25 protein-coding genes are annotated in these 24,439 nt (G+C 69.7%); 13 read left to right on the forward strand and 12 right to left on the reverse strand.

Annotated features, from left to right (window positions below; all coding sequences use genetic code 11):
• Nucleotides 1–33: 33 nt before the first annotated feature.
• Nucleotides 34–1,035 carry a hypothetical protein gene (locus ACQP0P_RS45215; protein ID WP_433368621.1) on the reverse strand — a complete coding sequence of 334 codons (1,002 nt, stop codon included), beginning with the start codon at nt 1,033–1,035 and terminating at the stop codon, nt 34–36.
• A 160-nt stretch (nt 1,036–1,195) separates the two neighbouring features.
• On the opposite strand from ACQP0P_RS45215, the gene purF reads away from it, so the two are divergent.
• Together purF and purM are read left to right on the forward strand one after the other, a co-directional pair.
• Nucleotides 1,196–2,641, forward strand: a complete 1,446-nt coding sequence (gene purF, locus ACQP0P_RS45220; RefSeq protein ID WP_433368624.1) for an amidophosphoribosyltransferase — start codon at nt 1,196–1,198, stop codon at nt 2,639–2,641.
• 43 nt (nt 2,642–2,684) lie between these two features.
• Nucleotides 2,685–3,710 carry a phosphoribosylformylglycinamidine cyclo-ligase gene (gene purM / locus ACQP0P_RS45225; RefSeq protein WP_433368627.1) on the forward strand — a complete coding sequence of 342 codons (1,026 nt, stop codon included), beginning with the start codon at nt 2,685–2,687 and terminating at the stop codon, nt 3,708–3,710.
• A 177-nt stretch (nt 3,711–3,887) separates the two neighbouring features.
• Here purM and ACQP0P_RS45230 read toward each other — a convergent pair whose 3' ends face one another.
• A complete protein-coding gene (locus ACQP0P_RS45230; protein ID WP_030917477.1) occupies nt 3,888–4,121 on the reverse strand; it encodes a DUF3073 domain-containing protein in 234 nt (77 codons plus the stop codon).
• Nucleotides 4,122–4,271: 150 nt separating this feature from the next.
• Nucleotides 4,272–5,375 carry a Glu/Leu/Phe/Val family dehydrogenase gene (locus ACQP0P_RS45235; protein ID WP_433368630.1) on the reverse strand — a complete coding sequence of 368 codons (1,104 nt, stop codon included), beginning with the start codon at nt 5,373–5,375 and terminating at the stop codon, nt 4,272–4,274.
• A gap of 254 nt (nt 5,376–5,629) precedes the next feature.
• On the opposite strand from ACQP0P_RS45235, the gene ACQP0P_RS45240 reads away from it, so the two are divergent.
• Entirely contained in the window at nt 5,630–6,487 is an 858-nt protein-coding gene (locus ACQP0P_RS45240; RefSeq protein ID WP_433368633.1) for a hypothetical protein, read from the forward strand.
• 318 nt (nt 6,488–6,805) lie between these two features.
• Nucleotides 6,806–7,009, forward strand: coding sequence for a developmental transcriptional regulator BldC (bldC, locus tag ACQP0P_RS45245; RefSeq protein ID WP_013133571.1), 204 nt, complete (start codon nt 6,806–6,808; stop codon nt 7,007–7,009).
• Nucleotides 7,010–7,172: 163 nt separating this feature from the next.
• Here bldC and ACQP0P_RS45250 read toward each other — a convergent pair whose 3' ends face one another.
• Complete coding sequence (locus ACQP0P_RS45250) at nt 7,173–7,862, reverse strand: TetR/AcrR family transcriptional regulator (protein WP_433368636.1); 690 nt, start codon at nt 7,860–7,862, stop codon at nt 7,173–7,175.
• A 135-nt stretch (nt 7,863–7,997) separates the two neighbouring features.
• On the opposite strand from ACQP0P_RS45250, the gene ACQP0P_RS45255 reads away from it, so the two are divergent.
• From ACQP0P_RS45255 to ACQP0P_RS45265, 3 genes are all read left to right on the forward strand, one after another.
• Nucleotides 7,998–9,083, forward strand: a complete 1,086-nt coding sequence (locus tag ACQP0P_RS45255; protein WP_030917489.1) for a LacI family DNA-binding transcriptional regulator — start codon at nt 7,998–8,000, stop codon at nt 9,081–9,083.
• Nucleotides 9,084–9,206: 123 nt separating this feature from the next.
• A complete protein-coding gene (locus ACQP0P_RS45260; protein WP_030917491.1) occupies nt 9,207–9,455 on the forward strand; it encodes a hypothetical protein in 249 nt (82 codons plus the stop codon).
• 92 nt (nt 9,456–9,547) lie between these two features.
• Nucleotides 9,548–10,420, forward strand: coding sequence for an N-acetylmuramoyl-L-alanine amidase (locus ACQP0P_RS45265; protein WP_433368640.1), 873 nt, complete (start codon nt 9,548–9,550; stop codon nt 10,418–10,420).
• 7 nt (nt 10,421–10,427) lie between these two features.
• Here ACQP0P_RS45265 and ACQP0P_RS45270 read toward each other — a convergent pair whose 3' ends face one another.
• Nucleotides 10,428–11,966 (reverse strand): N,N-dimethylformamidase beta subunit family domain-containing protein, encoded by a 1,539-nt coding sequence (locus tag ACQP0P_RS45270; protein WP_433382428.1) that lies wholly within the window; start codon nt 11,964–11,966, stop codon nt 10,428–10,430.
• Between the two features lie 119 nt (nt 11,967–12,085).
• Between ACQP0P_RS45270 and ACQP0P_RS45275 the strand changes: the two genes are divergently transcribed.
• Nucleotides 12,086–13,723 (forward strand): beta-N-acetylhexosaminidase, encoded by a 1,638-nt coding sequence (locus ACQP0P_RS45275; protein WP_433368643.1) that lies wholly within the window; start codon nt 12,086–12,088, stop codon nt 13,721–13,723.
• A 388-nt stretch (nt 13,724–14,111) separates the two neighbouring features.
• On the opposite strand, the gene ACQP0P_RS45280 is transcribed toward ACQP0P_RS45275, so the two are convergent.
• The 7 genes from ACQP0P_RS45280 to ACQP0P_RS45310 form a co-directional block, all read right to left on the reverse strand.
• Complete coding sequence (locus tag ACQP0P_RS45280) at nt 14,112–15,197, reverse strand: quinone-dependent dihydroorotate dehydrogenase (RefSeq protein ID WP_350929744.1); 1,086 nt, start codon at nt 15,195–15,197, stop codon at nt 14,112–14,114.
• A 107-nt stretch (nt 15,198–15,304) separates the two neighbouring features.
• On the reverse strand, nt 15,305–15,550 hold the full coding sequence (locus tag ACQP0P_RS45285; RefSeq protein WP_433368647.1) for an ANTAR domain-containing protein: 246 nt from the start codon (nt 15,548–15,550) through the stop codon (nt 15,305–15,307).
• Nucleotides 15,551–15,562: 12 nt separating this feature from the next.
• On the reverse strand, nt 15,563–15,913 hold the full coding sequence (locus ACQP0P_RS45290; protein WP_433368650.1) for a GAF domain-containing protein: 351 nt from the start codon (nt 15,911–15,913) through the stop codon (nt 15,563–15,565).
• Nucleotides 15,914–16,302: 389 nt separating this feature from the next.
• The gene (locus tag ACQP0P_RS45295) at nt 16,303–17,124 is read right to left on the reverse strand and encodes a hypothetical protein (RefSeq protein ID WP_433368653.1); all 822 of its coding nucleotides are present in this window, start codon (nt 17,122–17,124) and stop codon (nt 16,303–16,305) included.
• A complete protein-coding gene (locus ACQP0P_RS45300; protein WP_433368656.1) occupies nt 17,121–17,678 on the reverse strand; it encodes an RNA polymerase sigma factor in 558 nt (185 codons plus the stop codon). Before ACQP0P_RS45300 ends, ACQP0P_RS45295 begins: the two co-directional genes overlap by 4 nt.
• 741 nt (nt 17,679–18,419) lie before the next feature.
• Nucleotides 18,420–19,052 carry a response regulator gene (locus tag ACQP0P_RS45305; protein WP_433368659.1) on the reverse strand — a complete coding sequence of 211 codons (633 nt, stop codon included), beginning with the start codon at nt 19,050–19,052 and terminating at the stop codon, nt 18,420–18,422.
• Entirely contained in the window at nt 19,049–20,251 is a 1,203-nt protein-coding gene (locus ACQP0P_RS45310; RefSeq protein ID WP_433368662.1) for a histidine kinase, read from the reverse strand. Before ACQP0P_RS45310 ends, ACQP0P_RS45305 begins: the two co-directional genes overlap by 4 nt.
• Before the next feature lie 224 nt (nt 20,252–20,475).
• Here ACQP0P_RS45310 and ACQP0P_RS45315 point away from each other — a divergent pair, with 224 nt between their 5' ends.
• The 5 genes from ACQP0P_RS45315 (at nt 20,476) to ACQP0P_RS45335 (ending at nt 24,437) form a co-directional block, all read left to right on the forward strand.
• The gene (locus ACQP0P_RS45315) at nt 20,476–21,498 is read left to right on the forward strand and encodes an ABC transporter permease (RefSeq protein WP_433368665.1); all 1,023 of its coding nucleotides are present in this window, start codon (nt 20,476–20,478) and stop codon (nt 21,496–21,498) included.
• Nucleotides 21,495–22,184 carry an ABC transporter ATP-binding protein gene (locus ACQP0P_RS45320; protein ID WP_433368668.1) on the forward strand — a complete coding sequence of 230 codons (690 nt, stop codon included), beginning with the start codon at nt 21,495–21,497 and terminating at the stop codon, nt 22,182–22,184. Before ACQP0P_RS45315 ends, ACQP0P_RS45320 begins: the two co-directional genes overlap by 4 nt.
• Nucleotides 22,185–22,478: 294 nt before the next feature.
• Nucleotides 22,479–22,862 (forward strand): hypothetical protein, encoded by a 384-nt coding sequence (locus ACQP0P_RS45325; protein ID WP_433368671.1) that lies wholly within the window; start codon nt 22,479–22,481, stop codon nt 22,860–22,862.
• Nucleotides 22,863–22,915: 53 nt separating this feature from the next.
• Nucleotides 22,916–23,680, forward strand: coding sequence for a phosphatase PAP2 family protein (locus ACQP0P_RS45330; protein WP_433368674.1), 765 nt, complete (start codon nt 22,916–22,918; stop codon nt 23,678–23,680).
• Between the two features lie 55 nt (nt 23,681–23,735).
• Nucleotides 23,736–24,437 (forward strand): phosphatase PAP2 family protein, encoded by a 702-nt coding sequence (locus ACQP0P_RS45335; RefSeq protein ID WP_433368677.1) that lies wholly within the window; start codon nt 23,736–23,738, stop codon nt 24,435–24,437.
• Nucleotides 24,438–24,439 lie beyond the last annotated feature (2 nt).

Raw genomic sequence — 24,439 nt, forward strand, 5'->3', positions numbered from 1 at the left:
AGCCTCCCCGGAGGCTCGCCGTCCCGTCGCCCCTCAGAGGGTGGGTTGGAGCCGAACGCCGAACCTGTCCTCGATGCAACGCTGCTGTAGCTCCGGTGGCAGGTTGGCGCAGTCGCCGATCTTGCTGTAGAGCCAGCTCAGGAACGCCGCGGCGATGATCAGGGTGAGGATGCTCAGCGCTATGCCCACCCAGGCCCTGCCCGGGGCGGACTTCTTGACGAGCGCGACGATGCCGACGATCAGGCCGATGATCGCCACCAGCACACCGAGGCCGCAGACGATGAGCGACACGATGGCCACGATCCCGAGCACGAGCGCGGCGGTGCCGAGTCCGTCGCTCTGCCTGCGCGCCTCACCCGGATACGCCGGGTAGGGCGCGGCGCCCGGATAGGCGGGCGCGCCAGGCGGCGGGTACGGCGGCGGCTGGTAGGGGCCTGGCGCGCCCTGCGGCGGCTGGTAGGGGCCTGGCGCGGACGGCGGCTGGCCGGGACCTCCGTAGGGCTGCCCGGCCTGCTGGGCCTCCCCGTATCTCGGCTGCTCCCCGTAACCGTGCCGGCCCGAATAGCCCGGCTGGGGAGTGCCGGGAGCGGGCTCGGTGGGCTCGGCGGGCCGAGGCTGGGCCGCGGGTTCCTCGGAGGGCTCAGGCGGTTCGTAGCGCGAGGGCTGGGTGGGGCCGGGGTGGTCAGGACCGCCTGGAGCCTCCGAGGCGCTCTCCCAGCCGGGATACGCGGCGGGCGTGGCACCGGGCACGGGGTGCGGCGGCCGTTCCTCCGGCGAGGGGACTCCCCGCTCCCGCCCACCGGACTCCGGTGTCTCGTCCCCCTGCGGGGCGTCCGGATCACCGGCCTGGTCAGGCTGGGGGACCTCCGGCGCGGCCGGCGTGTCCGGATGCGGCGGCACCCTCGGCTCTTCGGGAACGGGGGGCGGTGGCCGGTTCGGCGTCTCGCCGGGGTCGGGTACGGGCGACTCGGGATCCGGCTCCTTCCGCGGCTCCCGCCGCGGATCGGGCTGGTTCGGGTCCATAGGTGTTGTCACGTCTATTCTCCCGACGCTTGGGCATGCCGGATATCTCACACTCCCCTGTCACCTGCCGACGAAACAGGCTGACACGGCAAAACACTGATGATCGTTCGGTCAGGGTGCGACATGCCACGGAACGGACCCTAGGTGCGAGCAGGGAAGAAGCCGACCTAGAATGAAGCATGTGTTGAAGGGCGACGGCCATCTGAGCCATGACCTTGACCCCCACGACCGGCCTCCGAAGGACGCATGTGGCGTCTTCGGGGTCTGGGCTCCTGGGGAGGAAGTCTCCAAACTCACCTACTACGGACTGTACGCGTTACAGCACCGCGGTCAGGAGTCCGCGGGCATCGCGGTCAGCGAGGGCAGCAGGATCCTCGTCTACAAGGACATGGGACTGGTCTCCCAGGTCTTCGACGAGTCCGTGCTCGGCACCCTCCGCGGTCACCTGGCGATCGGTCACTGCCGCTACTCGACGACCGGGTCGAGTGTCTGGGAGAACGCGCAGCCGACGCTGAGCTCGACCGAGGGCGGCGGGCTCGCACTCGCCCACAACGGAAACCTGATCAACACCCCGGTGCTGGCCAGGCGTCTGGCCCCGGGTTCCACCCGGGCGACCACCGACACCGAGGTGCTGACGTCGCTGCTGGCCCAGGATCGCAGCCAGTCCATCGACGACGCGGCCGCCGAGCTTCTTCCGCAGGTCAGGGGCGCCTACTCGCTCGTCTTCATGGACGAGCGGACACTTTACGCGGCCCGTGACCCCCAGGGCGTCCGCCCGCTGGTCCTGGGGCGCCTGGAGCGCGGCTGGGTGGTCGCCTCCGAGACCGCGGCCCTGGACATCGTGGGCGCCACGTTCGTCCGCGAGATCGAACCGGGTGAGCTGATCACCATCGACGAGCGCGGCGTGCGCTCGCGGAGGTTCGCGCTCGCCGAACCCAAGGGCTGCCTGTTCGAGTACGTCTACCTGGCCCGTCCGGACACCACGATCGCCGGGCGCGGTGTGCAGACCACGCGCGTCGAGGTCGGCCGCATGCTGGCCCGCGAGCACCCGGTCGATGCCGACCTGGTCATCCCCACGCCCGAGTCGGGCACCCCCGCCGCCGTCGGCTACGCCGAGGAGAGCGGGATCCCGTACGGCCAGGGCCTGGTCAAGAACTCCTACGTGGGCCGGACCTTCATCCAGCCGTCCCAGACGATCCGCCAGCTGGGCATCCGCCTGAAGCTCAACCCGCTGAAGGAGGTCGTCGCCGGCAAGCGCCTGGTCGTCGTGGACGACTCGATCGTCCGGGGCAACACCCAGCGGGCGATCGTCAAGATGCTGCGCGAGGCGGGCGCCAGGGAGGTGCACGTCCGGATCTCCTCCCCGCCGGTCAGCTGGCCGTGCTTCTACGGCATCGACTTCGCCACCCGGGCCGAGTTGATCGCCGGTTCGCTCAGCGTGGAGGAGATCCGCGCCTCGCTCGGCGCCGACTCGCTCGGATACATCTCACTGGAGGGCCTGACCAAGGCCACCACGATCCCCGCCGACCGGCTCTGCCGCGCCTGCTTCGACGGTAACTACCCGATCCCGATCGACCAGGACAACGTGGGCAAATACGTGCTGGAGGCCAAGCATTGAGCAGGTCAGGTGGTCAGACCGCCCGGCCGACGAGAGAGGCCCCATGACCAGCTACGCGGCCGCAGGAGTGGACATCGACGCGGGTGAGCGCGCCGTCGAGCTGATGAGGTCGAAGGTCGCGCGGGCCCGGCGGCCCGAGGTCGTGGACGACGCCAGCGGCTTCGCCGGCCTCTTCGACGCCTCGGCCCTGCTGTCGTACCGGCGGCCGCTGCTCACCACGTCGACCGACGGCGTCGGCACCAAGGTCATGCTGGCCCAGCGGCTGGGCAAGCACGACACGATCGGCCTCGACCTGGTCGGCATGGTCGTGGACGACCTGGTGGTCTGCGGTGCCGAGCCGCTGTTCATGACCGACTACATCGCCTGCGGCAAGGTCGTTCCCGAGCGGATCGCCGAGATCGTGGGCGGCGTCGCCGAGGGCTGCCGCCTGGCGGGCTGCGCCCTCATCGGCGGGGAGACCGCCGAGCACCCCGGAGCCATGGGCGCCGACGAGTACGACCTCGCGGGTGCCGCCACCGGTGTGGTGGAGGCCGACCGGATGCTCGGCCGGGACAGGGTCCGCGAGGGCGACGTGGTCCTCGCGCTGGCCTCCTCCGGCGTGCACTCCAACGGCTACTCGCTGGTCCGGCACATCATCGACCGGGCCGGGCTGTCGCTGGAGGCCGAACTGCCCGAGCTGGGCCGGACGCTGGGCGAGGAGCTGCTGGAGCCGACCAGGATCTACTCACTCGACTGCCTGGAACTGGCCCGCACGGTCGACGTCCACGCGTACGCGCACATCACGGGCGGCGGCCTGGCGAGCAACCTGGCCCGTTCGCTGCCCGACGGGCTGGACGCGCTGCTCGACCGCTCGTCATGGACCCCGCCCGCCGTCTTCGAGGTGCTCGCCGGACACGGCCAGGTGGCCCAGGCCGACATGGACCGCACGTTCAACCTGGGCGTGGGCATGACCGCGATCGTCGCCGCGGAGGCCGTGCAGCCCGCCCTGGCGCTGCTCGGCGAGCGTGACCTTCCGGCCTGGGTGCTCGGCGAGATCGTCGAGGGCTCTGGCCAGGCACGTTTCCGATGACCCGATGGATCTTCCCCGCCCCGGGCCGGGGCGGGGAAGATCCCGGGTGAGTCGAGTACCACGAAAAGCGCCCCGGACCACCGGAGCGCCGCATATTGTCGACTCCCAGCGAGAAGGACACCCGGCCGCTATGTGCTCACCGCCGGGTGCCCCGCTCACCGTCAAACCGAAACCCGCCTAGCGGCGCCCGGATGTCCCGTCGTCGCGGTCATCCTTGGAGCCGAAGTCATCGGCGTAATCGGCGTACCGATCCGCCAGCTCGTCGTAGGCGTCGTTGGAGTCGTCGTTGTGGTTGGAGTCGTCTCTGACTCCGAGCTCGTCGCGAAGACGCTCAAGATCAGTGCCACCGCTGTTGTACTTCAGCTGGCGAGCAACCTTGACCTGCTTGGCCTTTGCTCGGCCGCGCCCCATTGGCTCGACCCCCTCGTGTGGGGTCGTGCCCGACCCCTCGTCGCTAACGCACCACGCACTGACGCCACCTGACTTGAGGCGCCAGCTCTCGTTCGCCTACAACCGTACCCGTTTTACGCCCGGCTCGGTACGTCGTATGGGCGTGTGGGACTAGTGGCCCAGCCAAATGCCCCTAATTCGCCCGACTTCCGACATTCTTCGCTCAGCCAGCCTATCGGCTGCGACAGCCGGAGGGACGCCGTCCTCCGCCGCAGTGGAGAAGATCTTAAGAGTCGTGTCGTAGATCTGGGTGGCCTTTGCCCGCGCCCGGTCCATGTTGAACCCGGCGATCTCGTCCGCGACCTGGATCACCCCGCCGGAGTTGACCACGTAGTCGGGCGCGTAGAGGATTCCCCGGTCGGCGAGCTGCTTCTCCACGCCGGGATGGGCCAGCTGGTTGTTGGCCCCGCCGCAGACGACCGTGGCGCGCAGGCGGGCCACCGTCTCGTCGTCCAGCGCCCCGCCGAGGGAGCACGGCGCGTAGACGTCGATGTCGGATCCGGTGAGCTCCAGCCGGTCGGCGACCACCTCCACCCGCGGGTGGCGCCGCAGCAGCCGCTCCACGGCCGCCTCGCTCACGTCACAGATCACGACCTCGGCGCCGTCCTCGACCAGGTGGTCGACCAGGCGGTGGCCGACCTTGCCCACGCCCTCGACACCGACGCGCCTGCCGCGCAGCGCCGGCGTGCCGTAGGCGTACTCGGCGGCGGCGCGCATGCCCTGGAAAACGCCGTGGGCGGTCAGGATCGACGAGTCCCCGGCTCCGCCGTTGGCCAGCGTGCGGCCGGTCACGTAGGAGCTCTCGCGGGCCACGACGTCCATGTCCTCGCTGTAGGTGCCGACGTCACACGCGGTGTAGTAGCGGCCCCCGAGCGACTGGACGAACCGGCCGTAGGCGCGCAGCAGCGCCTCGCTCTTGTCCTTCGCCGGGTCGCCGATGATGACGGCCTTGCCGCCACCGAGGTCGAGTCCCGCCAGGGCGTTCTTGTAGGCCATCGCCCGTGAGAGATTGAGCACGTCCGCCAGCGCGGCCTGCTCGCTCTCGTAGGGATAGAACCTGGTGCCGCCCAGGCCTGGGCCCAGGGCCGTGTTGTGGATGGCGATGATGGCTCGCAGGCCACTGCGCTCGTCGGAGCAGAAAACGACCTGCTCATGCCTGTTCTGGCCGGTTACCGGGCCCGCGTCCTTGTGGGACAGCCCGAAGACGTCGGTCACTGTGGTGACTCCCAGTCGTCCGTTCCCGCCGCTCCGTCGCGGCGGAGATCGCCTTCAGCGTAACCACAAGCCCGCGGTGGGACGACTCACGCGAAGGTCTCATCACGTTCGATGAGGGGGCCTGCGGGTCCGTGCCGTGCTTCCCGCGTTCGAAACGGTCAGGCCCTCGAAGGAACGGAGGAGTCGCCCGGAGGGCGGCCACGAAAGCCGGTCCGGTACGGACAGCGGCCCGTCGTTCGTGACACGATGCGGACGTGCTGCCCTACGCCGCGTACCTCCGCGTCTACGAGCCACTGGTCGCGTTCACCCCCGCGGAGCGCGTCTCGTGGGCCGCCTACGCCGAGGCGGCCGACCGACCGCGCCGAGCCGGCGCCCTGCACGCCGAACACGGCGAGGCGGTGCGGCGCCTCCTGGGGATCCCACCGACCCCGGCACCCGCCCAGGAGAGCCCCAACGCCTATCTGAGGCGCGTGGAGGAGGTCCTGTACGTCTGCCCATGGCAGAGCAGGCTGAGGTCGTGGCTGGCCTTCTCACGCTTCCGTGGGGCGACCCCGCCCAAGCTGATGGAGCGGTTCGTGCCACCCGCCGTCGCGGAGCAGACCGCCGACGACTTCGACCGGTTCAAGCGTCGTACCGACTCGGCCGCGCTGCGCACGCACATCCGCGGCTCCACCTGGCACGTTCCGACCTCGTGGTTCGTCCCCTTCGACGGCAACGAGCGCTGGCTGGTCATCGACGGCGACGGGAGCCAGGGGGGCACGACCACCACGCGCAATCTGATCTACGTCACCTCCATGGCCCATGCCAGGCGCCGCAGCGCCCGTGCCCTGCAGATCATCAGGAGGCAGGTCGGCGAGGTCTCGATCACCGCCGAGGTCGAGGACGTGGCGCGCTGGCTGGAGGAGTTCCACCCGCATTCGCTGGTCGAGCTCGACTACGGCGGCATCGTCAACCTCATGGACGACGAGACGCTCCAGGCCGACGAGTCCGTGGCGGAGCTCGCGGCGGCGCTGACGGGTCTGGAAAAAGGCGAGGAAGAACTGGCGTTCGCCATGTACCAGCGCGTCATCCTCCGCTGGCGATCAATACAACTTCTCGAATCAGCAAACTGACTCGCAAATCATCCCTTCGACCTGCGTAAGTAGGTCCGTCGATGACCGGGGATGCACCTACGAACTGAGTAGTTTGCCGTTTTCACTGCGATACCACGAAACGTGTCGCTAGAATCACCGAGCGTGACAACAACACGTGCACAAGAGAGATGAGTCACTCAAAGACTCGCCAATCGCTCTACGTGGCTGTATGGTCACATCGGGTGATGCCGTATATGGCCCAAACTGCCGCACGCAATGGCCATAGGCGGACATCCGTGACAAGCGTCAAGTCGCAGGATCGCTGTCGCCGGTCCACATGGAGGAGAGGCCGCACAAATGTCAGCTCGTACACCCGAGGCAGAGCCGCTGCTCACCCCGGCGGAGGTCGCAACCATGTTCCGCGTCGATCCCAAGACCGTGACCCGGTGGGCGAAGGCGGGCAAGTTGACGTCCATCCGCACCCTGGGTGGACACCGCCGGTACCGGGAGACCGAGGTTCGCGCGCTGCTCGCGGGGATTCCGCAGCAGCGCTCAGAGTAAGACGGGGGCCGTCACTGACCTAGGGGGATTGGTGCGCGCTCACCCTGTGAGCGCGTAGGCCACACAGGTTTATGGGGAGCGGCGTCGCCCGCCCGGCGCCGCCCCAGCCACCTGCCCGGGGTCTTTCCCGGACCGTGGATCAGAGCGTGGATCAGACCGTGGATCAGCTCGTCTGGTCCCGGAGCAGGTTGTCCAGCAACTCGCCGACCTGTGAGTCGTGCCTGGCCGCCACGCCGAGCAGCGCCACCATGTGGTCGACCAGCATGCGTTCCAGAGCCGGCCGCTCGATGTCACGGTGCTCCAGCCAGTCGAGGCCCGCGGTCTCGACGGAGGCGATCCAGGAACGCAGCGTGATGCGGAGCGCGGGGCCGGGATGCTCGACCCGCATCTGCTTCATGATCAGTATGAACAGCCGGTTCCTGACCGAGTCGACGATCTCCCCGATGTCGCCGCTGCGGTTGGCGGGACCACCCCTGAGCAGCGCGGCGAAACCGGCCGCGTGCTCCTCCACGAAGTCGAAGTACCGGGTGAGCCCTCCGGCCAGCTCGTCCAGCGGGCGGCCGTCCTCGTGGGGCTTGAGCCTCGCCTCCAACTGGGCCGCGGCGCTTTTCAGCGCGGCGACGTAGAGCTCCTGCTTGCCACCGAAGTAGTGGTAGACCAGAGCCCGCGACGCGCCGGCCGCGGAGGCCACGTCATCGATCGACACGTCTTCCGCGTCCCGCCTGCTGAACAACTCCAGGGCCGCCGCCATGAGCTCCTCACGGCGCCGGTCCACGCTGAGCCTGCGCCGCGCCGGTCGCGCGTCACCCGCCGCAGGTTTCGCCTGTTCGGCGGCTCCGGATGTCGAACCCACACCGTGAAGACTATCGGAGTCGGTACGCACGGCGTTGAGGTCAAGATCGGAGTTCCCTACCCCGGAGGCCGTACCCCATTCGGAACTCGATCGTTTTGAGTGACAGGTGCCCATCCACCATCGCGGGGGAGAGCCATGTCAGGACCGCCGGTCAACACCACCGTCACCCGAGCCCGCGGGTTCGCCGAGCCCGTCTTATCCGACGGGTGCGGACCACGCCCGAGACCCACGATCCGCAATGTGGCCGAACGGGCCGGTGTCTCCAAATCACTGGTCTCGCTCGTCCTGCGCGGATCGCCACACGTCAGCGAGCATCGCAGGCAGGCCGTGCTCCAGGCGGCCAGAGACCTCGGCTACCGGCCCAACGCGGTCGCGCGCAGCCTGGTCGAGGGCCGTACCCACCTGGTCGGGGCGCTCGTCGCCGACCTGCACAACCCGTTCTACGCCGAGTTCCTGGACGGCCTGCAGGAGAGCCTGCACGGCGACGGGCTGAGGCTCCTCATCGGCAACAGCCAGTGGGACCCCGCCTTCGAGGACGAGGCGGTCGAGGCGTTCCTCGAACTGCGCGTCGACGGGCTCGTCCTGCTCGGCATCGCGCCCACCAGCGGGACGCTCATCGAGGCCACCGGCTACACGCCCACGGTCGTGGTGGGCGAGCGCGACATCGACCTCGGCGGCGTGGACATCGTCGTCGACGACGACCAACTCGGCGCCCGCCTGGCCGTCGACCACCTCGTGGAGCTCGGCCACCGCCGAATCGCCCACATAGAGGCCTCGGGCATCTCCTCCGGGCGCTTCCGATGCGAGGGTTACCTGGTCGCGATGCGCAGGCACTCCCTGGCCCCGTACATCATGGTCGAGGAGGGGGCCTCCAGCGAGGAGGGCGGCGCGCGGGCCGCGCACAGCCTGCTCACCCGCGACCCCCGGCCCACAGCGATCTTCGCCGCCAACGACCTGGTGGCCATGGGCGTGCTCTCCGCGGCCGCCGAGCTGGGCCTGCGGGTTCCCGAGGACCTGTCGGTGGTCGGGTACGACAACATCCACCGTGCCGGGACCCAGCCGATCTCGCTGACCACCGTGGACCAGCCCCGCCGTGCCATGGGCCGTTCCGCCGCCGCGCTGCTGAACGACCGGATCGGCGACCCCGGCAAGGCCTCACGCCTGCGCCAGGTCGCGCCGCAGCTGGTCGTACGGAACAGCACGAGTTCCACCGAGCGCTGAAGCGCCTGCCTGGAGCGTTACAGGACGCCCAGGCAGGCTTCATCAACTCCCCAAAATCAGGTCAACATCGCGAACGCCGGTGTGCCGCCGGTGTTGACTCTGGCCGAGACGAGGGGGGTAACAATGCGTGATCCAGAACTGGTGTCATGCGCCCAGCGGGCCGCCGCCGAGCTTGAGCGGGCGTGGGCGCACTGGCGGGCCGCCCGGGGCCGCAGCGGAGACGCCGGAGCCGAGTCCGTCGCCAGTTACGTGGCCCATTCGATCGACCACCCGTGGGGGCGTCCGCGCGTGGTCCTCGGGCTGGACGCCGAGGACGCCAGGGAACTCGCCTCGCTCCTGCAGAAGCAGGAGGTCGGCGAGCACGCCTGGTAACAGCAGGTGACAGCCGGGTACATATCGCGACAACAGCCTAGCCATGTCGTCGCGCCGCGTAAGTTGGGTGGCCGGCGACCTACTTGGGGGCGATGAGCGTGACCGGCAGAGCACTCGCGACGGCCCTTGTCATGTGCGGCCTGAGCGCCGCCGCCTGCGGCGGCGGCACCGCGGACCTCGCGCGAGATCGTGTGGGAGTCCCACCGGCGGCCGCCACGACCGGCCGCCCCGTGACCGGCGACACGGCCACCCCCCCGACCGCTCCCGCGGCGAGTCCCACCGCCGGTCCCACCGCGGCCGGGAAACCGCTGAGCGGCAAGGTCGTGGCCATCGACCCCGGCCACAACGGGCAGAACTACCGCCACCCCGCGGAGATCAACAAGAAGGTCAACGTGCTGACCCAGTGGAAGCCCTGCGACACCACCGGCACCGCCACCGCGAACGGCTACAGCGAGGCCGCCTTCACCTGGGACGTCTCCCAGCGCCTGGACAAGATCCTCAAGAGCCGGGGCGCGAAGGTGGTGCTGACCCGCCAGGACAACGATGGCTGGGGGCCGTGCATCACCGACCGGGCCAAGATCGGTAACAGGGCCAGGGCGAACGCGGCGATCTCGATCCACGCCGACGGGGCGAGCCCCGCCAACCACGGCTTCCACGTGATCATCCCGAAGAAGATCAAGGGCCCGGTCGACCCGGTGGTCAGGGACTCCGAGAGGCTCGGCATCGACGTGCGCGACGCCCTGAGGAAGGGCACCGGCCTGCCGTACTCCACCTACATCGGCGAGTCGGGCCTGGACTACCGGAACGACCTCGGCGGACTGAACCTCTCCACGGTTCCCAAGATCCTCGTCGAGTGCGGCAACATGAAGAACCCGGCCGAGGCGGCCAAGTTCCAGCAGGCGGCGTTCCGGCAGAAGATCGCGCTCTCCCTGGCCAACGGGCTGCAGCAGTACCTGACCCACTGAGGCCCGCTCAGCCTCTCGCCGGACCGGCCAGGCCCAGAGAGCTGAGGTTGTCCTCGGCAGGGTGGCGGCGCGCGGCCGGACCGGCCGCGAAGGCCCGCAGGATGTTCCCGGTGGCCCTGCGGACGAAGGAGGCGGCCCGTTCCGTGACGCCGTGGCCGCAGCGGGCTCCCCGCATCGCGCACACCCAGCGCATCGTGCCCGAGGAGAACACGGCGGCGCCGCTCGGCACCGTGTAGTAGGCACTGTGCGCGACCGTGGAGCGTCCGCCGCAGTCGACCGGGGAGACGGACAGGACCTCCATCGGGCGGGGCACGCCCGCACCGACCCGGTCGGTCTCCACCCCTGCCATACCGGGGAAGGTGGTGCCGCGCCGCACCCCGGTGCCCTTGAAGATCCAGTTGTCGGGACGCCAGACCACGTAGGCGGACTCGGAGGGGAAGCAGTCGTACATCGGGCCGGTCAGCGAACTCTCCGGCCTGCCGGTCGCGCGCCACAGGACCGTGTGGGCGTCCTCGGCGGCGTCCTTGTGGCAGACGACCAGGCGGCGGCGGCCCAGAGGCGTCGCGGCGAAGCGGATCCGCCAGTAGACGGCGTTGGCTCCGAGGAAGGCGAGGTTGGTGCCGTGGTCACGGGCCGCCTCGACGGTGCGGCGCATCCGCGCCGACCAGTACTCGTCATGGCCCAGGGAGACCAGGCCCCTTGCCCCGTCGAGAAGGTGCGGGTCGCGGTCGAGATCCGCGCTCGTGACATAGGCGAGCGGGACACCGCCGCGCTCGGCGACCTCTATGGCGTCGCGTTCCATGTCCAGGAAGAGCCGCGCTCCCGATGTGTCGTAGGGGCGGTCGAAGCTGACCGCGCGGGACCTGTCGGTGAAACCGCCGGGCCCTTTGTAGAGGCTGCGGCCACCCCAGTCGTTGTACGCCTGCCAGGTGGTGACCGCGTTGACCACGACCAGGCGTCCCCTGGTGGAGGTGGACCTGACGGTGAGCGGCACGTAGCGACCGCCTCCGCTGGCGGCGTCCAGCCTGATCAGGTAGGAGCCCTCCGGCCAGCCGGAGGTGTCCACCTCGGGGCCCGGCCTCCAGTGGGCGGCGGTCACCGTGCGGGTGGCGGCGATCGTCCTGGCCGGAGCCTGCCTCATGCCGGGCAGCCCGCTCGTCCGCCAGACCTGCCTGGCCCCGGCTCCGCCGTACCAGCCCATCCGGAAGGCCCTGGCGGTGTAGCGGTCGGCGGTGGTCGAGACGTACAGCCGGAAGCTCTCTCCCGGCGGCACGCTCACCCGGTCGGCGAAGCCCTCGATCTCGTGCTCGGCACCGCGGTGGCGCACTCGCCAGTCAGGAGTACCCGGCCTGGCGTTCTCGATCGCGGTGGCGTCCGCCGCCCCGGCGCTCCGCACCGCGGACGCCGACGTCGAGGGAGTGGGCGAGGGCGGCTCCGCGGGCCGCTCGACGGTGGCGCTACATCCGGCGACCAGCAGTATCGCCATCAGGGTCAGCAGCGGTGTACGGGCCGAATGCCAGGACGTTTGGAACATGAGCAGCAGCATGTCCACCTGGAAGATCCTCCGCGGCCCTCCCTCGCCGGTCTTGGGTGGTTCTTGGCCTCATGATCCGGATCGGCAAAGTAAAAGGCTTATCCGCCGATGGGTTTGGCATGATGCGAACCATGACTGACCTCCTTCCGCTTCCTGCCGCGTACACATCTGTGGACGGCTCCCTTGGGCTCTCTCCCGGAGTCGGCATCCTGGGCCCCGCCGGGCTGGTCGACGCGGTACGGCTCGCACTCGCCGTACTCGACCCGCGTCCCGACGAGGCAGGTGTGATCAGGGTGGAAGCCGACGCGTCGCTCGGCGCCGAGTCGTACACCCTGGACGTGACGGCCCAGGGCGTGCGGATCGCGGCCGGAGACCGCGCCGGGGCCTTCTACGCCGGCCAGACGCTCCGGCAGCTGCTCCCCGCCGCGGCGTTCCGCACGGTGGCGGGGACGGGCTGGAGCGTCCCCCTCGGCCGGGTGCGGGACGCGCCCCGGTTCTCCTGGCGCGGGGTGCACCTGGACGTGGCGCGGCACTTCATGCCCAAGCGCGAGGTGCTCAGGATGGTCGACCTCATGGCGGCGCACAAGCTGAACCGCCTCCACCTGCACCTGGTGGACGACCAGGGCTGGCGGGTCGAGAGCCGCAGGCACCCGCGGCTGCACGAGGTGGGCTCGCACCGCCCGCGCACGGTCACCAGCTACTACCGGGAGGACCTCACCTTCGACGACGTGCCGCACGGCGGCTACTACACGCTGGACGACCTCGCCGAGATCGGCGCCTACGCGCGGGCCCGCGCCGTGACCGTCGTTCCCGAGATCGACGTGCCGGGACACGCCTCGGCGATCCTCGCCGCCTATCCCGAGCTGGACGCCCGCGCCACCGGCGGCCGGCGGCCCGAGCCCTTCCGGGTGCTGGAGCGCTGGGGCATCTCCCCCGCGATCCTGTCCCCGCTGCCCGGCACCGTCGACTTCCTGACCGACGTGTTCGACGAGATCCTAGCGGCGCTGGGCGAGACCCCGTACGTCCATATCGGCGGGGACGAATGCGTGCTCGACGACTGGGCCGCCTCCCCCGAGATCGTCGCCTTCCAGGCGGAGCTGGGGCTGGGAAGCCTCGCCGACCTGCACGCCTGGTTCCTGCGCCGGCTGGCGGACGCGCTGGCGACACGTGGCAGCCGGGCCGTGGTGTGGGACGAGGCGTTCGTCAGTGGCATGCTCAGGCCCGACACGATCGTGATGCCCTGGCGCGGCCCCGGGGTGGCCAGGCGCGCCGCCGCGGCCGGGCACGACGTGGTGCAGACTCCGGTCTTCCCGCTGTACTTCGACTACGCCGAGGCCGCGTCCGAGCTGGAGCCGGTGGCGATCGGCGACACGACCACCGTCTCGGACGTCGCGGCCTTCGCCCCGGCGCCACAGGAGTGGACGGCCGGGGAGCGGGAGCGCGTGCTCGGGGCGCAGTTCCAGCTGTGGAGCGAGCGGCTGCCCGACGGGCGCGCGGTGGACTACCGAGCCTGGCCCCGGGGGTGCGCGCTGGCCGAGGTCACCTGGTCGGGCTCGGCCGGGGCCGGGTTCGACGCCCGGCTGGAGACGCATCTGGGCCGCCTCGACGCGCTCGGCGTCGAGTACCGGCCACCGGCCGGCCCGCGCCCCTGGCAGCTGGGCGGTACCGGCCACCGGCGGCACCGGCCGGGGGTCGTCAGGGTGGACGAGGCCATGAGGCATCTGGAGGAGAAGACCCACGACGCCGACTCGACCCGGCCCAGCCTCTGACCCCGGCCGACCGGGGCGGAAGACCCCTGACCGCTCCGGTCGGCCGGAAAGGACCGGCGGCGGATCAGCCCGCCACCTGTTGACGCGCTCTTCGGCATGAACGCCGAAGATTCAGCCTGTGCCGCCGATGCGGCACTTCTGCGGCTTCCTGCTTCACCGACCTGTGCCACCGAAGTGGTCTTACCGGGTCTCCACCGGCTTTCGAGCCTTCCGGCCCGCCTTCCCACCCGCCCGGCGGTACCTGACGGCGACCACCGTACTACCCGCTGTTCCGCCGTGGCGGCGAAACAGCTTTTCCCGCCCCGCCACGCGGGAGAGTCCGCTTCACCCCCGGCGTAAACGCCGGAGCACTACGGACGATTCTGATCGCCTCCCTGGGTGAGGCGGATCAGGCCGCGGTGCGGCCGATTATCTGGCGGAGGTCCACCACGCCGTGACGGCGGAGCCTGCGGGCGAGCTCGCGGTTGACGCGATGCGCCCAGAAGGGCCCCTCGTAGATCAGCGCACTGTAGCCCTGAACGAGCGTGGCCCCGGCGAGCAGGCGCTCCCAGACGTCGTCCACGTCCTCGACGCCGCCTACGGAGACAAGCACCAGGCGGTCGCCCACCCTCGCGCGCAGTCTGCGCAGCACTTCCAGGGACCTTGCCTTCAACGGCCTGCCGGACAGGCCGCCGCTCTGCTGAGCCCGGTCACGCTCCGCGCCGGTCAGCGCCTGCCTGCTGATCGTGGTGTTGGTGGCGATGATGCCGTCGAGACCGAGCTCCAGGGCCAGGTCGGCGACCGCGTCCACATCGTCGTCCGCCAGGTCGGGCGCTATCTTGACCAGCAGCGGGGTGCGCTTGGGGGTGGCGTCGGCGATCTCCTTCACCGCCCGCAGCAGCGGGCCGAGCAGCTCCACGGCCTGGAGGTCGCGCAGCCCGGGGGTGTTGGGCGAGCTGACGTTGACGACCAGGTAGTCGGCCAGTGGAGCAAGCTTTCTGGCGCTGGTCACGTAGTCGTCGACGGCTCCCGACTCGGGCACCACCTTGGTCTTGCCGATGTTGACGCCGACGATCGCCGGAACGCCCCTGGGCCTGCTCAGCAGCCGGGCCGCCGCGGAGGCTCCGGCGTTGTTGAAACCCATCCTGTTGATGATCGCCCGGTTTCCCACGAGGCGGAACAGCCGGGGCCGGGCGTTGCCCGGCTGCGCATGGGCGGTGATCGTGCCGACCTCGACATGGCTGAAGCCGAGCGCGGACATGGCCTCCACGCAGCCGGCGTCCTTGTCGAAGCCGGCCGCCAGCCCGAACGGGCCGGGGAAGTGCACGCCGAAGGCCTGCACGCGCAGTGCGGGATCGCGCGGCGCGAGGCTGCGGTGGAGCAGCCTCTTGACCACGGGCATGACCGAGAGGGCACGGAGCGCGCGCACCGTCAGATGGTGCGCGTCCTCCGCGTCGAGGCGGCTGAGGACCTGCGAGAAGACGAATCTGTACATCACCGATCAGGTTAGTGCCCCGACGGGGTAAGGCTCGCGCCGGCCAGGTCGCCGGAGTTCCTGATCAGCGGGCATCCATCGGGCTCAGCCCCGTGACGTGAGCAGGATCACCGCATTTCTCCGGCTCCCTCACCGAGCAGCTCGGCTGCGAGGTCGGCGACGCGACGGCGACTGTCCCTGGCCTGCTTGCGCAGGCCGGTGAAGGCCTGGGTGGCGGTCAGGTCGTGTTTTCCCATCAGGTAGCCGATCGCCCGCTCGATGACCACGCGGTAGTCGAGGGCGTACTGGAGCTGCTCGGCCAGCGCGCTCTTCTCCTCGGCGGCCATCGCGGCGGCGAGCAGTTGCTCGATCACGTCCGCGTAGCCTTAGAAATTCAGGGTGCCGATCAGCCGTTCCTCGGTTCGCAACGGCACCGAGAGCACCGCACGGACCTCCGAGACCCGCGCGGCCACACCGGGGAACCCGAGGGGGCTGGCCGCCCGCAGGTCGTCGACCGTGACGTCTGCCCCTCGGGCCAGGCTCTCGATGGCCGGCCCGGAACCGATCTGCTCCTGGATCAACTCCAGGCGCCGGCCGTGGTCGTCGGAACCGCCGATCGCTCGCAACCGGTCGTGGTCGTCTATCAGCATGAGCGCCGCGCCGTCGGCGCCGAGAACGTCGGCGAGAGCACCGAGGGTGCGATCGATGAGCCGGGAGAGTTCGAGAACCTGTGTCATGGGCGGGCTTCCTCCACGTCGAGGTAGCTCCGCGGACACAGGGCGGAATGATCTGCGGATCAGAGCCTAGTGCTGCCCGATGACTCCGGCCAAGCTGTGACTTTCAGCGATAACCGTCACTGGCCGGAGGGCCTGTGCCGGCGCTCGGAGACTCGTTCCCAGCGGTAACTGTCACCTGCGAGGACTTCCCAGCCTTGTTGTCACCATGATCGCTCCGCCAGGTCGGCGTACTCCTTGGCGTGCAGAGCTGTCAGGGTGAGATGAGATCAGAAATCGCACATACCCCCTCCGCATAAGCCCCCTGACTCCCGGCCTGCGTGGGTCAACGATCCAGACGGATCTCGCCCGGCTTTCGCCGGAAAGGGCCCGTCCACTTGCCACGAGTTCTGTCAGCCCCTGGGCTCCGGGCCGACGAACAGGATGATCTGCCCCTCCGTACCGGGCACTCCGTTGTGGACGTACCAGTTGGGCTGCACCCTGTCGGCCGGGATGCCGTTGGGGTACGGCTTGTCGGTACCCCGGTACTCGTACCGATACTCGATCTTGACGTTCCGGGCCTTCAGAATGGCGACCACCTCCGACACCTGACGGCCATGGATGTTCGGCAGGCCGATGCCCTCGCCCGGCTTGTCGCCTTCTCCGGTCTCGTACATCTCCCCTGGCTTGGCGGTACGGCCGAAGACAATCCTGGCGTGCAGTTTGTAGTTCACCGGTACCTTGACGGCGATACCGCACACGACGGTGCCGCACGGGCCCTCGACCGTCTCGATCCGTCCGGCCGGGTCGTCCCCGTCCTCCAAAAAGAGCACCGCGCCCGCCTTGTTCGGATTGGCGGCCTGCAGTTGGAGGTCGATGTCCAACCCGCGGTCGGCGAACTCCTTCCGGTAACGCGCCGGGTCGGCGACCGGGTCCTTTACCTTGACGACGAGGTAGTCGCCCTCATGCTGGAAGGAGAGCGCGGCGGCCTCGGCCCGCTGCGGACCGACGCCGCCAGACGACAACACGACCACCGCCGTGGCCGTCACGGCAGCCGCGAGGGGAAGGCCCACGAGCAGGCGCCGCCGCCACGGAGACCGGCCGGCCTCCGGAGCGCTCTCCGGCGAGGTCATGGTGATGTACTCGGCAAGTTCGTTCTTGGTCTGCCGGCTCACCGTCGCGGCCACCTCATCGTCGGTAATGGGGTTGAGTTGACTGATCGAGATTTTGTTCACGCGGGGTCTCCTTCCTCGACTCGCACACGGGTCGCGCGTTGCTCCACCGGAGCCGACCGGCTCTCCAGCGCACGGGCGAGGTGGCGGCGGGCCCGGTACAGGCGGATCCGTACCGCGTTGAGCGAGCAGCCCAGTACGCCGGCGATCTCACCGGCGTTCAAGCCCTCCCAATCGGACAGCGACAACACCTCCCGGTAGCGCTCGGGCAGCTTCTCGAACGCCTCGGCTATCGCGCTCATGTCCGTCGTGTCGTCCCGGTCGTGGTGGACATCGCTCAGTTCGGTGCTCAACCGGGCGGTCAACGCCGTGCGCCGTCGTTCGCCCCGATGGTGATTTGCGAGCACCCGCCGCGCAATACCGAACAACCACGGCCGTGCCCGGTCGCCCGGTGGCACGTCCTCCAGTCTCCGCCACACGATCAGGAAGATCTCGGCGAAGACATCCGCCGCATCGTGGCCGTTCGTCGTACGCCGCACCACGTACGCGAGGACTGGGTCGTTGTTGGCCGCGTACAACTCATCGAAACGACGACGTCTCTCATCGGGAGGTCGCAAGAACCCACCCTCTCTCAAAACCCCTCGGCGGGACATGCGGTCTGATCTGACACTTCACACATGTCCTGCACACCTCGAAAGATTTCAGTAATGGGTGCCCGGCGGCTCAGCCGATACCGCGCAGGACATCGGTCGGCTCCAGCCGGGCCGGGTACAGCCCGCCGGCAGGCCGGTCAACGCGCCGAACACGGGGAGCCGCCCCCGCTGTGGGCCCAGCCGCCGGAGGTATCCCGCTCCAGTCCGATCTATTGATCGCGCTTATCCGTCAACCGGGCCGACCCCGAAGCCGGTTGCGCCCCCGGAGGTGGCCCGCCGGTTCAGGGTGACCCGGATATCGGCCAACCGCTGGTACCGGGCCTGGCCTCCAAAGGTCCCGGCGGAGAGAGGTATCGCCTGGACCGGTTGAAAGCCGAACTGGAGCGGGGACCGGCCTGGCACGGCTACACCGAGGACCAGCGCCGGACCCTGGCTCGCGTCGCGGACCTGGCAGGAGACGGGCTGTAGCCGAGCCTGGAGACCAGGTCGGTGCCTCTGCGTCGGTTCTGGAACCGGACAGGGTGAATCCGGTGGCGGCATGGTCATGTGCGCGTGTCGATTCCGGGGCCGCTGGAGGTCGAATCGGCGCCATCCGCAGTGCCCGGCCGCGCCTGCTCGGTCCGCCGCCTACGGGAGCGGCGGACCCGTTCCCGGCCGGGCGCCGGGGCGCTTGCGCCGACGGCCAAGCGGCGTGGGACGGTGAGATCACGCTGGGCGGATGAGCCCCTTTCTGGTGGCGGCGGCCACCGCCGAAGTGCGGGAGTCGACGCCGAGCTTGGCGTAGATGTGCACGAGGTGGGTCTTGACAGTGGTCTCGCTCAGGAACATCTGCTTGCCGATCTGCCGGTTTGACAGGCCGACCGCGACGTAGCCGAGCACCTCCAGTTCTCTTGGGCTGAGCGTGGTGGCCGGGGTGCGGACCCGGCCCAGCAGCCGCGAGGCGACGCTGGGGGCCAGCGCGCTGGTACCTGTGGCGGACGAGCGGATCGCGGCGTGCAGGTCGTCGGAGGGGGCGTCCTTGAGCAGATAGCCGGTGGCGCCCGCCTCGACGGCCGCCACGATGTCGGCGTCGGTGTCGAAGGTGGTGAGCACCAGGACGCGGGGACCACCGAGCGCGACGATTCGCCGGGTCGCTTCGCTGCCGTGGATGCCTGTCCCGAACTGGAGGTCCATCAAGACGACGTCGGGTGCGAGGACACGTGCCGCCTCCACGCCGTCCTCGCCCGTGGCCGCCTCCCCGACCAGCTCGAAGTCGGGCTGGTCGGCGAGCATGGCACGGATGCCCGAGCGCACTACGGGGTGATCGTCCACCAGCAGGATCCTGATCGGCGCTGTCACCGGCCCGCCCCTTCGGGCAGCGGCAGTGTGGCGGCGACCGCGGTGCCCTCTCCCGGGGCGGACTCGACGGTGAGGCTGCCGCCCAACGCCCTTGCCCGGTCGTGCATGGCACGCAGACCGTAGCCGGTGCTCGCGATCTCGGCGGGGGCCTGCGCCGGGACGAAGCCGCAGCCGTCGTCGACGATGTCCAGCACGATCATGTCGTCCAGGTAGGTGAGCGTCACTGTGGCATGCGCGGCCTGCGCGTGGCGGCTGACGTTGCCCAGCGCCCCCTGGGCGATGCGCAGCAGCGCCAGGTCGTAGTCGGCGGATAGCGGCACCGGCGTGCCCGACATCTCGAATCCGACCCGGGTGGGGGTGCCCGCGGCGGCTGAGGCGCTGATCCTGCGCAGGGCGGCGGTCAGCGAGGAGTGCTGCAGCGCGGGGGGTGCCAGGGCACGGACGAAGTTGCGCGCCTCCTCCAGGTTGTCCTGGGCAGCGTGCTCGGCCTCGGCGATCCGCTGCTCGGCGTCCCCGGGCCGGATGGCAAGGTCGCGGCGGGCTGCGCGCAGCAGCAGGATGATGCTGGACATGCCCTGGGCAAGGGTGTCGTGGATCTCCCTGGCAAGGCGTTCCCGCTCGGCCAGGCGGGCCGTGTCGGCCTCCGCCTGCATGAGCATGCCTCTGGTGCGGACCAGGTCGTCGATCAGCAGGCGGCGCTGCTCGCTCTCGCTGTAGAGCGCCTTGTAGACCAGTCCCATGAGCGTGGCCACCGCCGCGCCGATGGACGGCCCGATCACCTGGGGCGCGCTCACCCCGCCCGCATGCCAGCTGGCTGTGGCGATCGCCGCGACGCTGAGCACCGCAACGCCGGGCAGCGCGACCATCAGGGGCAGCACGTGCAGGTACGCGAAGAAGAGCGGGAAGGCCAGCCATACGAAAAGCTGTGAGTTCAGGGCCAGCGCGACCCAGCTGAGCGTGACGATCAGCAGCCAGATGCGTCCCAGCAGCAGATGCGCGGGGCCGCCGAAGCGCGGGAGCCGTCCCTCGATGACGATTCCTGCCGCGTACAGCACGCCGAGCAGGACACCGCAGGTCGCGACGGCGGCGCGGCCCTCGTGTGCGGCCCCGGCGACAGCGATCACCAGTAGGACCGCGAAGGTGCCGTGAATGGCCCACCTGAGCAGCTTGAGCGTCGGCGGGAACGGAAAATCCATCATTTCTCCCCCAGGGTAGGTGAGGAGGTCCGATGGGACGCATCCTTCAAAAGGTTGATTTTTGGCCGACCAAAAGAAGGGGTCCGCGCCGCCCGTTTTCACGATGTGCCGGAAACGCCCGTTCCCGGAGCCTGGAAGGCATCCAGATCGACCCACATCCAACGGGGGGATGCGCCGTGTTCGTGGCGCTCAGAGACCTGCGTTTCGCCAAAGGACGGTTCGCCCTGATGGGTACCGTCGTCCTGCTCATCACGCTCTTGGTGACCATGCTGTCCGGCCTGACCGCCGGGCTGGCCCAAGACAATATCTCGGCCGTCAGCGGACTTCGCGCCGACCGGATCGTCTTCTCCCGCGCCGAGAAGCCGTCCTTCTCTGACAGCCGGATCACGGAGAAGACCTGGCAGGAGTGGCGCAAGGCGGACGGCGTCGCCACCGCCGAGCGGCTCGGGATCACGATGGGGAGGATCACCTCCGGGCAGGACAGCACAGGCGCCGCAGTGTTCGGTGTCGAGCCCGGCGGCGACCTGGCCGGGCCGTTGGGTGGCGCCCTCGACGCAGGCAAGGTCGTGCTCTCCTCTGGCCTGGCCGACGACAGCGGGCTGGCCGCCGGGGACAAGGTGCAGATCTTCGGCCGCGACTTCACCGTCGCCGGCACCGCGGCCGCGGCCGCCTACAGCCACGTGCCGGTCGCGTGGATCAGCATCAGCGACTGGGAGTGGATGGGCCGCCAGGGCGGCGCCGACACGGTCGCCACCGTCCTGGCCCTGCGCACCACCGGAGAGCCGGACTTCTCCACGACCGACGAGCGCCTGAACACCACCACCGTTTCGCTGGCCGACGCGCCGGCCGCGATCGGTTCCTTCTCCTCCGAGAACGGCTCGCTGCAGCTCATGCGCGGTTTCCTGTTCGCCATCTCGGCACTGGTCATCGGCGCGTTCTTCACGGTGTGGACGATCCAGCGGGCCGGTGACGTCGCCGTGCTCAAGGCGCTCGGCGCGAGCACCGGCTACCTGCTACGCGACGCCCTCGCCCAGGCCGTGATCGTACTGCTGCTCGGCGCGGGGCTCGGCGGCGTTCTCAGTGCCGGGCTCGGCTCGCTGGCCGAGGGCACCGTCCCGTTCGTCCTGTCGGCGGCCACCACCGTCGTTCCCGTCGCCGTGATGATCCTGCTCGGCGCGCTGGGCGCGGCACTGGCCATCCGCAAGATCACCTCTGTCGACCCGCTGACCGCGCTGGGAGCCTCCCGATGACCCTCAAACTCACCGACATCGTCCTGACCTACCCCGACGGCGACCGCACGCTCACCGCGCTCGACCACGTCAGCCTCTCGGTGGCCCCCGGCGAGTTCACCGCCGTCGTCGGCCCGTCCGGATCCGGCAAGTCCAGCCTGCTCGCCGTCGCCGCCACCCTCCTCACCCCCGAGTCCGGCACCGTGACCGTGGCCGGGTACGACGTGTCCGGCGCGAGCCCGGCCGACCGGACCCGCATCCGGCGCGACCACATCGGCATCGTGTTCCAGCAGTCCAACCTGCTGGCCTCGCTCACCGTCCTGGACCAGCTCCTGGTCATGGCCGACCTGGCCGGCCGCTCGACACGGCAGGCCGTTAAGCGGGCGCGCGAACTGCTGACAGCCGTAGACATGGCGGGCAAGCAGGACAAGAGGCCGCACCAACTCTCCGGCGGCGAGCGGCAGCGGGTGAACATCGCCCGCGCGCTGATGAACGAACCCGAGGTACTACTGGTCGACGAGCCCACCAGTGCCCTCGACCATCAGCGCGGCGAGCAGATCGTCTCTCTGCTGGCCGGCCTGACCAAGCAGAACGGCGTGGCCACCATCATGGTCACCCACGACCTGGCCACGCTCGCCATGGTGGACAGCGTGCTGACCATGACCGACGGCAACCTCACCGCAGGAGCCGCCGCCCACCTCTGCTGACACGATCCCGACCCACGCCGGCCACACACGCTGTGCGAGGTCGAGTTCCGGAGCAGGTGCCGGTACAACGGTCAAAGCCTGTTCTTGTGGGGGTGGTTTCCCGATCTCCCGTGCGTCCTCGATCCTCAGGGTTCCGTTGGTGATCGCCTGCCGCGGTTCCGGGATGAGCTTGAGCAGTACGAGTCGCTGTGACACCCGGCCCTGTGACTTGCCGAGCGGTTCCTCTCCCTGGCCACATATCGCCGTCAACACATCGTTAAGCGTTCGGCAAACAGAGATCGGCAGGGTGGATACATGAACACCCTGTCACGTTCGGCCATCGCCCGGCGGCGGCGCACCCTGGCGCACATCGTGCTTCGCGACCTCGCGGAAACCGGTGATGTCACAGTCCCTGTCTGGTGGGAGGAGGAGATCCAGCGGGAGTTCGACGGACTCGGCGGGTTTCTGGCCGAGCTGAGCCGGCAGTGGTGGACCGCCTACGCCGCACATCTGGACGCGCTGATCGAGCTCGGCGTCGACGACCCGTCCCAGGCGTGGGACGACGTCGCGGCGCAGATGCCGCAGCTACGGGCCGTCCTCGACGCCTACACGGACGAGGTGGCACTCGCCGAGGCCGAGCGGCGGCACTGCGACGTCCTGCGCTGGACCACCCGGCGCGAATCCCGGCCCGCGGCCTGAGGCTTTACCTGGAGTGGAAAGAATATTCACCGGAAATCGGGTAGCCATGAACGATGGTCCGAACTGTCCAAGGTGAGCCACCACCGCCAGGGAATCCCGATGACAACTCCGCCGACCTGCGCCTGGGCATACGCCTGACGCTTGCGGTGGTGGCGGTGGCGATCTTCACGGTGCCGTTCGTGGTCCTGCTCGTGCTCGTGAAGACCTCCTCCTCACCGCTCAGGAGCTTCGACGAGAGCATCACCCTCCAGTTGCACGCCCAGGCACTGGAGCACCCCGGCTACACGGCCTTCCTCAATGTGGCGACCGAGGTGTTCGGCCCCTGGACATGGCGTGGGCTGGTGCTGCTGACCGCCGCCTGGCTCTGGTACCGGGGCGCGCCGCGCCTGGCCGTCTGGGCGGTCGCCACGATCACCTTCGGCGGCCTGCTGAACCTCGCGGTCAAGGGGATCGTCGACCGCGCCCGGCCCGACCTGCCCGATCCGGTGGCCTCGGCGCCCGGCGCCTCCTTCCCCTCCGGCCACGCGATGGGCGCCGCGCTGGGCGCGTGCATCCTCGTGCTCATCCTGCTGCCCTTCCTGCGGACTCCGGCCTCCCGGATCGCCGCCTGGATCGTCGCGGCGGTCGTCGTGGTGTTCGCCGCCTACAGCCGGGTGGCGCTCGGCGTCCACTGGACCAGTGACGTCGTCGCCGGGGTCGCGCTGGGCGTGGTGGTCGTGGTGGGGACGGCCGTGGGCTTCGAGGCCTGGCGCCGGGGAGAGGGCCGCAAACCCGTCGGGCCGCCCATGGAGGGCGTCGAACCCGAGGCGTTCCGGTGAGGCCATTCGGGGTAGCCGGCACGCCATGTCAAAAATGTCGGTGGATTTCAAAGGCGTGACGCGCCTCATCCTGGTGCCGCTGGCCATCATGGCCGCCCTGACGATCGGTGTCGGACTCCTCATCACCAAGGTCCTGCAGACGACGACCCTCGTGGCGAACGACCAGGGGGTCAACGAGCAACTGGCCCAGGGCCGCACCGCCTACTGGAGTTCGATCACCGACGTGGTGTCGGGCCTGTCCGACACCCCGGTGATCATCACTGCGACCGCGTTGCTCGTCATCGGCTTCCGGCTGGTCTTCAGGCGCTGGAACGAATCGATCTTCCTCGCGCTGGCGGTGTTCTCCCAGTCGGCGATCTTCCTGCTGGCCACCGTCTTCGCCCAGCGCGAACGACCCGCCGTCGAGCATCTCGACCCCGCCCCGCCCACCTCCAGCTTCCCTTCGGGCCACACCAGTGCCGCTGCCGCCTTCTACTGCGGCGTCACCCTGGTGCTGACCGTCCACACCCACCGTTACAAGATCCTGAACGTGCTGTGGTGGCTGGTCGGCCTGGGCGTCCCCCTCGGCATCGGCTACTCGCGCATGTATCGCGGCATGCACCACCTGAGCGACGTGAGCTGGGGCTTCCTGCTCGGCCTGGTCTGCGTCGCGGTGGCGGCCAACGCACTGCTGTTCCGGCCGGTGGTGCGGGAGCGGGAGAAGGCCCCGAGACCGTGGGGAGCCGCCCGGTCGTACCGAGAATCAGCCGAGGGGTGAGA

Origin of the sequence: Streptosporangium sp. CA-115845 (assembly GCF_050943795.1) — a bacterium.
Taxonomy (GTDB): domain Bacteria; phylum Actinomycetota; class Actinomycetes; order Streptosporangiales; family Streptosporangiaceae; genus Streptosporangium.

Bases quoted from the DNA above. Each gene is read 5' to 3' on its own strand.
- purF (WP_433368624.1), top strand. From the start codon at position 1,196: ATGAAGCATGTGTTGAAGGGCGACGGCCATCTGAGCCATGACCTTGAC.
- purM (WP_433368627.1), top strand. From the start codon at position 2,685: ATGACCAGCTACGCGGCCGCAGGAGTGGACATCGACGCGGGTGAGCGC.
- ACQP0P_RS45230 (WP_030917477.1), bottom strand. From the start codon at position 4,121: ATGGGGCGCGGCCGAGCAAAGGCCAAGCAGGTCAAGGTTGCTCGCCAG.
- bldC (WP_013133571.1), top strand. From the start codon at position 6,806: ATGTCAGCTCGTACACCCGAGGCAGAGCCGCTGCTCACCCCGGCGGAG.
- ACQP0P_RS45255 (WP_030917489.1), top strand. From the start codon at position 7,998: ATGTCAGGACCGCCGGTCAACACCACCGTCACCCGAGCCCGCGGGTTC.
- ACQP0P_RS45260 (WP_030917491.1), top strand. From the start codon at position 9,207: ATGCGTGATCCAGAACTGGTGTCATGCGCCCAGCGGGCCGCCGCCGAG.
- ACQP0P_RS45265 (WP_433368640.1), top strand. From the start codon at position 9,548: ATGAGCGTGACCGGCAGAGCACTCGCGACGGCCCTTGTCATGTGCGGC.
- ACQP0P_RS45270 (WP_433382428.1), bottom strand. From the start codon at position 11,966: ATGCTGCTGCTCATGTTCCAAACGTCCTGGCATTCGGCCCGTACACCG.
- ACQP0P_RS45275 (WP_433368643.1), top strand. From the start codon at position 12,086: ATGACTGACCTCCTTCCGCTTCCTGCCGCGTACACATCTGTGGACGGC.
- ACQP0P_RS45280 (WP_350929744.1), bottom strand. From the start codon at position 15,197: ATGTACAGATTCGTCTTCTCGCAGGTCCTCAGCCGCCTCGACGCGGAG.
- ACQP0P_RS45290 (WP_433368650.1), bottom strand. From the start codon at position 15,913: ATGACACAGGTTCTCGAACTCTCCCGGCTCATCGATCGCACCCTCGGT.
- ACQP0P_RS45310 (WP_433368662.1), bottom strand. From the start codon at position 20,251: ATGATGGATTTTCCGTTCCCGCCGACGCTCAAGCTGCTCAGGTGGGCC.
- ACQP0P_RS45315 (WP_433368665.1), top strand. From the start codon at position 20,476: ATGGGTACCGTCGTCCTGCTCATCACGCTCTTGGTGACCATGCTGTCC.
- ACQP0P_RS45320 (WP_433368668.1), top strand. From the start codon at position 21,495: ATGACCCTCAAACTCACCGACATCGTCCTGACCTACCCCGACGGCGAC.
- ACQP0P_RS45325 (WP_433368671.1), top strand. From the start codon at position 22,479: ATGAACACCCTGTCACGTTCGGCCATCGCCCGGCGGCGGCGCACCCTG.
- ACQP0P_RS45330 (WP_433368674.1), top strand. From the start codon at position 22,916: ATGGTCCGAACTGTCCAAGGTGAGCCACCACCGCCAGGGAATCCCGAT.